This window comes from Nostoc sp. FACHB-280, assembly GCF_014697615.1.
Classification (GTDB): domain Bacteria; phylum Cyanobacteriota; class Cyanobacteriia; order Cyanobacteriales; family Nostocaceae; genus Nostoc_B.
Window position 1 is genome coordinate 25,571 of the sequence record NZ_JACJSD010000059.1, and the last position, 11,723, is coordinate 37,293.

General features: G+C 40.7%; 12 protein-coding genes and 1 CRISPR repeat array. Of the genes, 10 read left to right on the forward strand and 2 right to left on the reverse strand.

The features are described 5' to 3' along the window. The first annotated feature begins 71 nt into the window (after positions 1-71). The 6 genes from H6G75_RS28790 (at position 72) to aspS (ending at position 4,929) form a co-directional block, all read left to right on the forward strand. Positions 72-938 carry a zinc metalloprotease HtpX gene (locus tag H6G75_RS28790; protein ID WP_190983316.1) on the forward strand — a complete coding sequence of 289 codons (867 nt, stop codon included), beginning with the start codon at positions 72-74 and terminating at the stop codon, positions 936-938. Between the two features lie 46 nt (positions 939-984). Continuing rightward, positions 985-1,389: a hypothetical protein gene (locus H6G75_RS28795; protein ID WP_062294910.1), complete on the forward strand. Its 405-nt coding sequence runs from the start codon at positions 985-987 to the stop codon at positions 1,387-1,389. 292 nt (positions 1,390-1,681) lie between these two features. Further along, positions 1,682-1,966, forward strand: a complete 285-nt coding sequence (locus H6G75_RS28800; RefSeq protein ID WP_190983326.1) for a BrnT family toxin — start codon at positions 1,682-1,684, stop codon at positions 1,964-1,966. Positions 1,967-1,970: 4 nt separating this feature from the next. Beyond that, positions 1,971-2,177, forward strand: a complete 207-nt coding sequence (locus tag H6G75_RS28805; RefSeq protein WP_190983317.1) for an antitoxin — start codon at positions 1,971-1,973, stop codon at positions 2,175-2,177. 113 nt (positions 2,178-2,290) lie between these two features. After that, positions 2,291-2,839 (forward strand): shikimate kinase, encoded by a 549-nt coding sequence (locus H6G75_RS28810; RefSeq protein ID WP_190983318.1) that lies wholly within the window; start codon positions 2,291-2,293, stop codon positions 2,837-2,839. A gap of 302 nt (positions 2,840-3,141) precedes the next feature. Beyond that, positions 3,142-4,929, forward strand: a complete 1,788-nt coding sequence (gene aspS / locus H6G75_RS28815; RefSeq protein WP_190983319.1) for an aspartate--tRNA ligase — start codon at positions 3,142-3,144, stop codon at positions 4,927-4,929. A 269-nt stretch (positions 4,930-5,198) separates the two neighbouring features. Here the strand turns inward: aspS and H6G75_RS28820 are convergent, their stop codons facing one another. Next, positions 5,199-5,354: a hypothetical protein gene (locus tag H6G75_RS28820; RefSeq protein ID WP_190595201.1), complete on the reverse strand. Its 156-nt coding sequence runs from the start codon at positions 5,352-5,354 to the stop codon at positions 5,199-5,201. 111 nt (positions 5,355-5,465) lie between these two features. On the opposite strand from H6G75_RS28820, the gene H6G75_RS28825 reads away from it, so the two are divergent. The 3 genes from H6G75_RS28825 (at position 5,466) to H6G75_RS28835 (ending at position 7,736) form a co-directional block, all read left to right on the forward strand. Next, entirely contained in the window at positions 5,466-6,269 is an 804-nt protein-coding gene (locus tag H6G75_RS28825) for an S-adenosyl-l-methionine hydroxide adenosyltransferase family protein (protein ID WP_190983320.1), read from the forward strand. Positions 6,270-6,429: 160 nt separating this feature from the next. Then, positions 6,430-7,086, forward strand: coding sequence for a DUF2301 domain-containing membrane protein (locus H6G75_RS28830; RefSeq protein WP_190983321.1), 657 nt, complete (start codon positions 6,430-6,432; stop codon positions 7,084-7,086). Then, positions 7,086-7,736 (forward strand): ElyC/SanA/YdcF family protein, encoded by a 651-nt coding sequence (locus H6G75_RS28835; protein WP_190983322.1) that lies wholly within the window; start codon positions 7,086-7,088, stop codon positions 7,734-7,736. Before H6G75_RS28830 ends, H6G75_RS28835 begins: the two co-directional genes overlap by 1 nt. A 133-nt stretch (positions 7,737-7,869) precedes the next feature. Here H6G75_RS28835 and H6G75_RS28840 read toward each other — a convergent pair whose 3' ends face one another. Continuing rightward, a complete protein-coding gene (locus tag H6G75_RS28840; RefSeq protein ID WP_190983323.1) occupies positions 7,870-8,589 on the reverse strand; it encodes a class I SAM-dependent methyltransferase in 720 nt (239 codons plus the stop codon). Between the two features lie 217 nt (positions 8,590-8,806). Here H6G75_RS28840 and H6G75_RS28845 point away from each other — a divergent pair, with 217 nt between their 5' ends. After that, positions 8,807-10,198: a 1-acyl-sn-glycerol-3-phosphate acyltransferase gene (locus H6G75_RS28845; protein WP_190983324.1), complete on the forward strand. Its 1,392-nt coding sequence runs from the start codon at positions 8,807-8,809 to the stop codon at positions 10,196-10,198. Between the two features lie 298 nt (positions 10,199-10,496). Beyond that, a CRISPR array of direct repeats spans positions 10,497-11,569; the repeat unit is 37 nt; unit sequence ATTGCAATTCAAACTAATCCCTATTAGGGATTGAAAC. Positions 11,570-11,723 lie beyond the last annotated feature (154 nt).

Below are 11,723 nucleotides of genomic sequence, written 5' to 3' on the forward strand. Positions count from 1 at the left end.
AATCTATGTGTGGCTTAAGTAATGCTGTGATTGAGAAAAGCTTAATACAGCATTAATAGGAGAGCATAAATATGGGAAATCAATTTAAAACAGTTGCTTTGTTAGGTGCGCTCAGTGGCTTATTAATTGCGATATGTTACTGGGTATTTGGTGGCACTAGCGGCTTAATTATAGGTATTGGTTTAGCAGCAGTAACTAATCTATTTTCTTGGTATCAATCAGATAAGATTGCATTAGCAGTATATCGCGCCCAGCCAGTAAGTGCTGCTCAAGCACCAGGGCTGTATCGGATGGTGGAAAAATTAGCTGCACGCGCTAACATCCCAATGCCGGGAGTTTACATCGTTCCTGGTCAAACTGCTAACGCCTTTGCAACAGGACGCGATCCTGAACACGCGGCTGTGGCTGTAACTGAAGGTATTTTAAATATTCTGCCAGAAGACGAATTAGAAGGTGTGATTGCCCACGAACTAACGCATATTATCAATCGTGACACCTTAACCCAAGCAGTAGCTGCAACGATCGCAGGTGCTATTTCTTTCCTCGCACAAATGGTAAGTTACAGTTTGTGGTTTAGCGGTGGTTCACGGGACGATGATAGAGGTGGCAATCCGTTAGGAATATTGTTAACTGTATTGTTAGCACCAGTAGCTGCAACGGTAATTCAATTAGGTATATCGCGCACAAGAGAATTTTCTGCTGATGCTGGTTCTGCGAAATTAACAGGTAATCCCCGTGCATTAGCCCGTGCTTTGCAAAGATTGGAAGCTACAGCACGACAATTACCTTTAGATGCTAATCCAGCTTTTGAACCGCTATTAATTATCAATCCTATCTCTGGCAAGTTTTTGGGTAACTTGTTTTCTAGTCACCCTGACACAGAATCACGAGTTGAACAATTGCTGAAATTAGAACAACAACTGTCTACAAAGTATTAGTCATTAGTCATTTGTTTGGAAAGTTAATTCTGAGGAGATTTTAACTATGACTGGTAATAATTTTGAATCAATCGAATCTACTGTAGTTGTAGAAATCAGTTCTCAAACTAACGAAATGGTCGAAGCAGAAATGGCTGGGGAGACTGATGAAGTGAAGAACGAAACCAAAGCTTTAATCGAAGCACTTAAAAGACGCGCCCAAGCTGAAGCAGAATCAGCCGGAACTCTTACCCGCGAAACTTATTTAAATGCTGTGCGCCAAGCACGCCAAGCCATTGAAGGCGAAAAACTCATTGAACGCGATCGCCTAGAAAATGCTTGGGCTGTAATTCAAGAAGAAGCCGAGAAAAACTGGCACTTACTGTGGAAAGAATTTGCTGATTTTGGCGATCGCCTCCAAAGTGCAGCCAAAGCCGCTTGGGAAGCTTTCAACGCCCCTCGTAATCATTAATTTAGTTAATTGATAAATTTCTTATAGGGTAGGCTGGAAAGTCTGCCCGTTTTTTTAACCCAAACCCAAAAATTTAGAAATCAACGGCAACAGTTTACTACCCGTCACTAAGCTTTATCACTGAAATTATATACAAATTTACAGCGTAACATTCCGATTTTGGTCAATATTTGGTTAAATTTATTTGTAATCACCGTATGGTAATGGTGTGTTAGGGCTAATTTTATTCTCTCTAATGCTCATTGCCATTACCTTAAAATACCTGACTACAAAACTAAATAATTTACTAAACATGAATCAATTATTATTTGAGTGGGATAACGAAAAAAATAAAATCAATCAAAAAAAGCACGGTGTTTCATTTGAAGAAGCAAAATCAGTATTTTATGATGATAATGCAATTGAATTCTGGGATGAAGATCATTCTGAGGCTGAAGACCGGTTTTTATTGCTGGGTAGAAGCTCAAAAATGCGAATATTACTAATTGTTCATTGTTTCCGAGAACAAGAATCTATAATCAGAATTATTTCTGCACGAAAGGCTACTCAAAAAGAAAGTCAACAATATCGAGGATAAAAGAATGAAACCAGAATATGACCTTGCTAATATGAAAAGTCGTCCTAATCCTTATGCTAAACAGCTAAAGCAACAAGTTACTTTACCTTTGGGCATTGAGGTAATTGAATTTTTCCAAAAGAAAGCAGAAGAAAAAGGTATTTCTTATCAAGAATTAATTAATTTATACCTTCAAGATTGCGTACTTAGTCAGCGCGAGCTATATTTTTAATCATGTTTAGAAGAAAAATATTTTAGAACAATTATTAGATGAAGATTTTTATGGAGACAGAAATTTCTTCAACTATTAATTGGCAACGCCTAATTTTTTAATCTTCAAAAAATATGGTATCAGATATTATCTTGATTGGCCCTATGGGTGCTGGTAAATCTACTATTGGTGAATTATTAGCAAATCAGCTTGGTATTCCCCAATGCTCAATGGATGAACTAAGACTGGGATATTATCGAGAAATTGGCTACGATGAAAAATTAGCAAAACAGAAACGTGAAACGGGAGGCTTATGGAGTCTTTGCCAATATTGGAAACCTTTTGAAGCTTATGCAGTAGAAAGATTATTATCAGAATATAAAAACTGTGTGATAGATTTTGGTGCAGGCCATTCTGTTTACGAGGATACTTCTTTATTTCAAAGAGTAGAAAAAGTTTTAGAACCATTACCTTATGTGATTCTTTTGCTACCATCACCTGATTTACAGGAGTCGCTGCAAATTTTAAACGATCGCAATGAATATATCCCTGATGGCCATCCCAACATTAATGAACACTTTCTGAGTCATCCCTCAAATTATCTTCTGGCAAAGTTTACTGTATACACAAAAGGCAAGACACCACAGGAGACTTGCAATGAAATTTTAAATTTGTTGGGCTAGTCATAGCCCACATAATTCACATATCGGTAAATGATATGGCAGGTGACAGGTTACAGGTTATAGGTGACAGAGAGCAAAATGCGTTGATGTCTGAGGTTGATTATCAGTGGAAGTTCTCACTAACTTGGCTATTGCTGAAAATTGAGAGCTTTCAAGCTGTAACCTCTCACCTGTAACCAGTCACCTGCTTCCTGCTAAAATATCATGCGATCTGTTCTTCAATCAGATACTATTGATGCTAGATAATGGGAAAGCTTTGACTTTTACTGCCCCATCTAGCCCAGAAGAACAGATTAACTACTATGCGAACTCACTATTGCGGCGAACTCCGAAAAGAAGATATTGGAGAAACTGTTACCTTGTACGGATGGGTAGACCGTCGCCGCGATCATGGGGGCGTGATATTCTTAGATTTACGCGATCGCTCTGGCACAGTCCAAATTGTCAGCGATCCGCAACGCACCCCCAATTCCTACGAGCAAGCCAATGCTTTGCGGAATGAATACGTCGTCGAAATCACCGGCAGAGTAACGCAACGTCCCGAAGAATCACTAAATAACCGCATTCCTACAGGTGAAGTAGAAATCTACGCGGATAAAATTACCTTGTTAAATGCAGTCCGCAAGCAGCTACCATTCCAGGTTTCCAGTGCTGATAGCGAATCGGTGCGGGAAGACTTAAGACTAAAATACCGTTATTTGGATTTACGGCGCGATCGCATGGCGCAAAATATGCAATTGCGTCATCAAGTCGTCAAAGCCATGCGGCGCTATTTGGAAGACACAGAAAATTTTATCGAAGTTGAAACACCTGTTCTGACTCGTTCCACCCCCGAAGGTGCGCGGGACTATGTTTTACCCAGTCGTGTCAACCCTGGCGAATGGTTTGCTTTACCCCAATCACCGCAATTATTTAAACAAATTTTGATGGTATCCGGTATGGACAGATACTATCAGATTGCTCGTTGCTTCCGGGATGAAGATTTACGCGCCGACAGACAGCCAGAATTCACCCAATTAGACATGGAAATGAGTTTCATGTCTCAAGAAGAAATTATCGAACTCAACGAAAAGCTTGTTTGTCATATCTTCAAAACTGTCAAAGGAATCGATTTACCCCATCCTTTCCCGCGCTTAACCTACGCTGATGCAATGGCACGTTATGGTAGCGATAAACCCGACACTCGCTATGATTTAGAATTAGTCGATGTTTCTGATATTCTCAAAGACTCTGGTTTTAAAGTCTTTAAGGATGCTGTCGCCCACGGTGGTATTGTCAAAATTCTGCCCATTCCCAACGGTAACGACAAAATTTCTAACGTCCGCATTAAACCAGGCGGCGACATCTTCAAAGAAGCCAGTGAAGCCGGTGCGAAAGGTTTAGCCTATATTCGTGTTAGGGAAGATGGGGAAATTGACACCATCGGCGCGATTAAAGACAACCTCACCGCCGAACAAAAAGCCGAACTTCTCCGCCGTACAGGTGCAGAAGCGGGACACTTGTTATTGTTTGCGGCTGGTGATGTTGGTACTGTTAACAAAACTTTAGACAGATTACGGCAATTTACTGCTAGAGAATTTGGGTTAATCAATCCCGATAAACTCAATTTGTTATGGATTGTTGACTTCCCGATGTTTGAGTGGAATGCTGACGAAAAACGTTTGGAAGCATTACACCACCCATTTACTGCACCCCATCCCGATGATTTGCACGACTTAAAAACCGCCCGCGCCCAAGCTTACGATTTGGTATTTAATGGCTTTGAAGTTGGCGGTGGTAGTTTGCGGATTTATCAGCGAGAAATTCAAGAACAGGTGTTTGAAACTATTGGCTTGTCACCAGAAGAAGCACAAAGTAAATTTGGTTTCCTCTTAGAAGCTTTTGAATACGGTACACCGCCACATGGTGGTATCGCCTACGGTTTAGATCGTTTGGTGATGTTACTTGCTGGGGAAGAATCTATCCGTGATGTGATTGCTTTTCCGAAGACACAACAAGCCCGTTGCTTGTTAACAGATGCACCTTCTGGGGTGGATGCGAAGCAGTTAAAAGAACTGCACGTTGCTTCGACATATAAGCCAAAGGGATGAAGTGTGAAGTGAGGGGACAAGGGGGATAAGGGAGACAAGGGAGACAAGGGGGACAAGGGGGACAAGGGGGACAAGGGAGACAAGGGAGACAAGGGAGACAAGGGAGAAACGATGTTTCAACTACCTTGTCTACCCTCTCTACCTTGTCTACCCCCTCTCAGCACTCACACTTCGACTACGCTCAGTGTACAGTACTCAACAAAAAACCCGCCGAAGCGGGGATTTCCACACAACAAAACTATAAACAGTCAACTCTTGCTTTACCAGACTTAGCCGATGTATCTCATTTCGGCTTCTAGTTGGTGAATTAGCTTTTCGTTACCTTGGGCTTTGGCTACTTCTAAGCGGTGTTCCAAGCTTTTTCTGAGGTTTTGTCTGTGGGCTTCCTTAGCTTGTCTCATAGCCTGTAGTCTATTTTGATTCATAGTTATTTCCCTCTTTATGATTTTTTCTGTTTAGTATTGCTAATATAGCACATATTTTGTAGCTGTTGCTACAGAAATGTATATCTTAATATATGTGAATATTGTATGTTTATGGCAGAAAAGGCAATAAATACCCGATCGCACCTGACATTACTCAGCGATTTTGGCGATCGCGATGTTTATGTCGGGGTGATGAAAGGTATAATTGCTCAAATTAACCCGGAAATTAGGGTTATCGACTTAACACACCAAATTCCGCCACAAAATCTTGTTGCTGCTAGATTTTGCTTAATGAATGCTTATCCCTACTTTCCCGATGGAACAGTACATATAGCAGTGGTAGATCCGGGGGTGGGTGGAAACCGGAGGGCGATCGCAGTAGAATTTGCTGGAGGGTTTTTAGTCGGCCCCGATAATGGCATATTTAGCGGTGTACTCAGTCAAACTCCCGCAGTCGCAGCCGTGGAACTAACAAACCCAGACTACTGGTTAACTCCCCAACCTAGCCGCACTTTTCATGGTAGAGATATTTTTGCACCTGTGGGCGCTAATCTGGCTAGTGGTGTTCCCTTGAAATATTTGGGAAACGAAATCAATCCCACAACTTTGTTACAGCTAGGTATGGGCAAATGTCAAACAACTAGCCGTGGTGTGTTGGGACATATTCAATATATAGATCACTTTGGCAATTTAATCAGCAATATTCCTCAAAGTTACGTGGAAGGTAAAACTTGGTACGTGCAGATTGCGGGGTTGACAATACCAGGATGTGAAACTTACAGTAATGGCGAAGTTGGGGAAGCTGTTGCCTTAGTTGGTAGTCATGGCTGGGTAGAAATCGCCATCAATGGCGGGAATGCAAATTTACAGTTGCAAATTAGCTATCAAGATACTTTAGAGGTGATTAATTATTAAATTAGGACTTACATACAAAGTTTGTTAAGAATGGGTGTAAGGGTTTGAGGGTGTAAGGGTGTAAGAGTTTTGAACACCTTTACCTTCTCCAAAAGCATTGTTGTTTAAAGTCCTATTAGACTAGAAACTGAGATTACTGCTAACTTATCACTGTTTTTCTATGACTACGCAAACTGTATCTCCATCACCAGTTTATCAAGGGCAATTTGGGGAATTTTCCATTGATCAAAGCGATCGCACTGGCGTAATTATCTATCGTACTGCGTTAATGGTAGCGGCACTCAGCTTTGCGGCGGGGACTGTTTTGGCATTGTTTTACAATAACCCGACTACCATCCAAGCAATTACTCCTTTGTATACCTGCTTTAGTTTAGCTCTCGGTGTGAGTTTGTTGACTATTCATATTTACATGGCTTTGCTGCACCGAGTTTTACAAGTCTTTTGGTTAATTGGGAGTATTTCTGCTTTTATTTTTGCTCATTTCGACAGTCAACCTTTTGCTGTGACTATCTACTCAAACCCATTGACTATTTTAGGTATCGGTTTTACCTTCGCAGCCTTGACAGGCATTTATTTTAAAGAAGCTTTTTGTTTTAATCGACTGGAAACAAAGGTTTTAACTTTCACAGTTCCCTTGCTGTTATTAGGACATTTGGTCGGGATTTTACCACTTCAAGTAGAACAAATGTTATTAGGAGTTTGGGCAACTTTATTTTTAGTTTTTGCTTTGCGGAAAACTGTGCAAGCAATTCCCGCCGATATTGGGGATAAATCTGTATTTGCTTATTTAAAAGCCCAACGTTCAGCTAAGGTTTAATGTGGTTAATCAAACGTCAAGAAATTTGGACTCTTACGGCGCAGGGATGGTTGTTATGTCTGACTGTTTTGGCTGGTAATCTATTCTTTGTAATTCAGAATTTACATTCATTTCTCGCCTTAACTGCTCCCATTAAATCAGCAGATACACTCGTTATTGATGGCTGGATATGTGATTATGCTTTAGAACAAGCAGCCGGAGAATTTAAAAATGGTTCTTATCGCCAAATCATTACCATTGGCTCAAAAGTAGAACAAGGATTTTATCTGGCGGAATATCAAAATTTTGCCGAAATTGCAGCTTTGACATTGGCTAAATTGGGTGTTCCGCAAGATAAATTGATTATTGTACCTACGCCGAGTGTGGCTAAAGATAGAACTAACGCTTCGGCGGTGGCATTATTGCAATATATATCAGAGAAAAATTTACCAATTGAGTCAATTAATTTGTTGACAATTGATGCTCATGGGCGGAGAAGTTGGTTGATATTTAGTAATATATTTGCTCCCAAAATTCAAGTCGGAATTATCTCGGCTAAAACTAAAAACTATGATCCGCAAAAATGGTGGAGTTCTAGCGAAGGTGTGCGGGTAGTTATTAGTGAAGCGATCGCTTATGTGTATGCTAAGTTGATAAGCTGGAAGTTGTAAGAGGGGACAAGGGAGACACGGGGGACAAGGGAGACACGGAAGTAATCTTTCTACCTTGTCTACCCCCTCTACCTTGTCTTCCTCCACTCATAACGTACACTTCGACTTCGCTCAGTGTACGTGACTCAGCACTTTAAAACTTGACTTTATATAACTCAAATAGTTCGCCTGATTGCTGTGCAACTAGTTTACCCCCGGCGGCTTTGATGATTTTTTCCCACTCAGTTAGAGGTTCTAAAAATACTTCTGCACCTAAATAAGTTTCTAACACCGCCCAGTCTTCCGCTAGAGGTTGTTGGGGGTTGAGGACATCAAAGACAAAATGTCCCCCAGATTTTAATACTCGTTGGACTTCTCCTAAAACAATATTCCAGTATTCCAGGGGATAATAGCAACTAAAGCCGGTGGCGATCGCTAAATCAAATTGATTTAAGGCATAATTTAAACGGTGCGCTCCACCTAACTCTACACCTTTGAATAGTTTGGAGTTTAGCTGAGAACCACGCGAATTAAGTGTATCTCGTGCGATGTTACTAATTTCTTGACCATAGAAAAATGCCTGCCAATCACGCCAAGGATAAATCAAAAAACTGACACCACAACCAATATCTAAACAATGTTGATTTTTCTGCGGTTGAGCAATTTCCCAAAACGGAGAAACCGCCCTCCCAGCCAAGATACCCGCTTGCCATTCTTGATATATTGGCAATGCTTGTACCTCTGGCGGTAGTTCAAAAGTTTGATTTTGATATTGGCGGTTGAAGCGATAAGCTACTTGGTTAGTTCTTTCCTGCCATTTATCTGAATGGGGACTGTTGTTAAAGGGAAAACTGGGAGACGGTTTTTTAGACATAAGGCTTCACGGCTGTTGAGTGTGAGTTTTCGGCTGTGGTTGGTAAAAAATCAAGATTTGGAGAGAGGGTATAGGGGTATAAGGGTGTATATGTTCAAAAGCCTTACCCCTCTGTACCCTCACACCCTTACACCCATTCTTAACAGACGACTTTTTTGTGTAAGTCCTGCTAAAGTTCATATTGTACAATCGCAACAAATATCATCTGGAGAACAGCTTGCCTAAATCAATCCACTCCACTCAACCACCACTAAAATTTATTCCCCAAAATTTTAACCCGCTAATACTCCAGATGATGCGGTGGTGCTTGCCATTTATTTTGCGGTTTCGGACTCGACCTTGGTTAACGGCTGGTGTGGTTAAAATCGAAGCGGAGAATGCAGAGATATTAGCGGAACTTTATCAACAATTCCAAGCCGGCAAAATCCGCTTTTTGATAGCATTTCGTCACCCAGAAGTCGAAGATCCTTTATGTATGTTGTATCTGCTGTCACGCTTGGTTCCCAAAGCAGCACGTCAGCATCAGATTAACTTACAAGAACCGATTCATAGTCACTTTATGTATGAACGCGGAATGACTTTGTGGGCGGGAAATTGGCTGGGTTGGCTATTTTCCCGCGTGGGTGGTGTTCCTGTGCGGCGGGGGAGACGAGTTGACAAGCTGGCTATTCAAACAGCGCGAGATTTATTTGCGAATGGGAAAATACCGATCGCCGTTGCACCTGAAGGTGGTACAAATGGTCATAGTGGCATCGTGAGTCCGTTAGAACCGGGTGTAGCGCAATTAGGTTTTTGGTGTGTGGAAGACTTGCAAAAAAGCGATCGCCCTGAAACAGTATTTATAGTACCAGTTGCTATTCAATATCGTTACGTCCAGCCACCTTGGGCAAAAATAAACTGGTTATTAAGTAAATTAGAAGCAGATAGCGGTTTAACAGTCCAGTCAATTTCGCCGTCACAAATTGACAACCCGTCCGAAATTTATCATCAACGCATTTGTCGTCTGGGTGAACACCTCATCACCGAAATGGAAGAATTTTATCGCCGCTTTTATCATCAAGATTTACCCCAAATCCCAAATCAACCATTTATTACGCGGCTGCATCGTTTATTAGATACTGGTTTAAAAATTGCCGAACAATATTTTAATGTTCCCGCCCAAGGAAACTTTATTGATAGGTGTCGGCGTTTAGAAGAAGCTGGTTGGAATTATATTTATCGAGACGACATTCCTGATATTAATAGCCTACCACCCTTGAAACGCGGATTAGCTGATTGGATTGCCGAAGAAGCCGACTTACGAATGCAGCACATGAGAATAGTAGAAAGTTTTGTCGCCATTACCGAAAACTATCTCAAAGAACAACCGACTAGCGATCGCTTCGCTGAGACTGCATTATTAATGTATGATATGCTGACGCGGATTCAAAACTCCACATTACCAGGAAGACCGCGTTTAGGTTTGCGCCAAGTAAAAATTACCGTCGGTGAACCAATATCTGTTACCGAACGCTGGGAAAAGTCCCAAAACAACCGTCACGCAGCCAGACAAGCAGCCAGTAATTTAACCAAAGACTTGCAAACAGCATTAGAAAATTTGATTAACTAGTACAACAAGGCAAAATTCAAAAGGCAAAAGTAAAAAGTCAAAAGGCAAAAGTAAAAGCTAAATTTTACCAAATGCGCGAATGGATAGGTGTAAAAAATTAGGGTTTCACCAAAATGGCTGTATTCCTTGCAGCATCAGGTTTTGCCGAAAAAATAAATTAAAATCATCCGCGCACCTTACACAGTATAGGTTTTGGAGATTTAGCGTCAATCACTTGACATTATCGGGTGTTATAATCAGTCAATCTGCGAAACCGAACCTTGAAAACTTCATAGCAAAAGACTTTCCGGCTCCCGCTATTGCAATTCAAACTAATCCCTATTAGGGATTGAAACACGATGGGCAGAGTCGTCGCTACCGTGACACTAAAATTGCAATTCAAACTAATCCCTATTAGGGATTGAAACGGTGAGTGCGCCTTTTCAAAATAACCTATTTTCATCTATTTATTGCAATTCAAACTAATCCCTATTAGGGATTGAAACATCGAAGAACGCAAGGAAGACACACTAACAGCACTACAAGAATTGCAATTCAAACTAATCCCTATTAGGGATTGAAACGGCACGGGGGCAATGCTAGAAGATGAATTTATCATTGCAATTCAAACTAATCCCTATTAGGGATTGAAACACTTTGGGTAAAAAAATGGCGGCTGACTTGGGAGTAATTGCAATTCAAACTAATCCCTATTAGGGATTGAAACTATGAACTAGTAGTTGATTCCAGTAAAACTTACGGCAAAGTTATTGCAATTCAAACTAATCCCTATTAGGGATTGAAACCCCAGTAACCTTCGATGCCTGTATCTAGGAATAAAGGATAATTGCAATTCAAACTAATCCCTATTAGGGATTGAAACTTATCCCATAATCCAGCAAGTAAGGTGAATAACAGCCAGATTGCAATTCAAACTAATCCCTATTAGGGATTGAAACTCCGAAAGTAAATGGTTTGAGTACAGAGCAGATTCAGATTGCAATTCAAACTAATCCCTATTAGGGATTGAAACCACAAAAAACCCGGATGCTGAATATATTTCTGAGCAAATTGCAATTCAAACTAATCCCTATTAGGGATTGAAACTCAAGATCCGCGTTGCCCCAGTCAATCGTAGTATCATTGCAATTCAAACTAATCCCTATTAGGGATTGAAACGGCAGCAACCCATACCCTACAGCTTTTAGGATTATTGCAATTCAAACTAATCCCTATTAGGGATTGAAACTATTCCTAATCCTAATTTTGTGCCACCTACAGAAGTATTGCAATTCAAACTAATCCCTATTAGGGATTGAAACGCACAGGTGCAGCTTCCTGTCTTCTGGTGATTTATTGCAATTCAAACTAATCCCTATTAGGGATTGAAACCAGAGTTTTCATCATCGAACACAGAAGTAAGCTCTTGTGCATTTAAATTGTGATAATAGTATCGCCTTTATTTTTGAGTTTTCGTCCCCATTTAATAATTAACGCTCCTTCATTTAAGAGTTGATGTAATAAATATTCTAGGTCTTCAATTGAT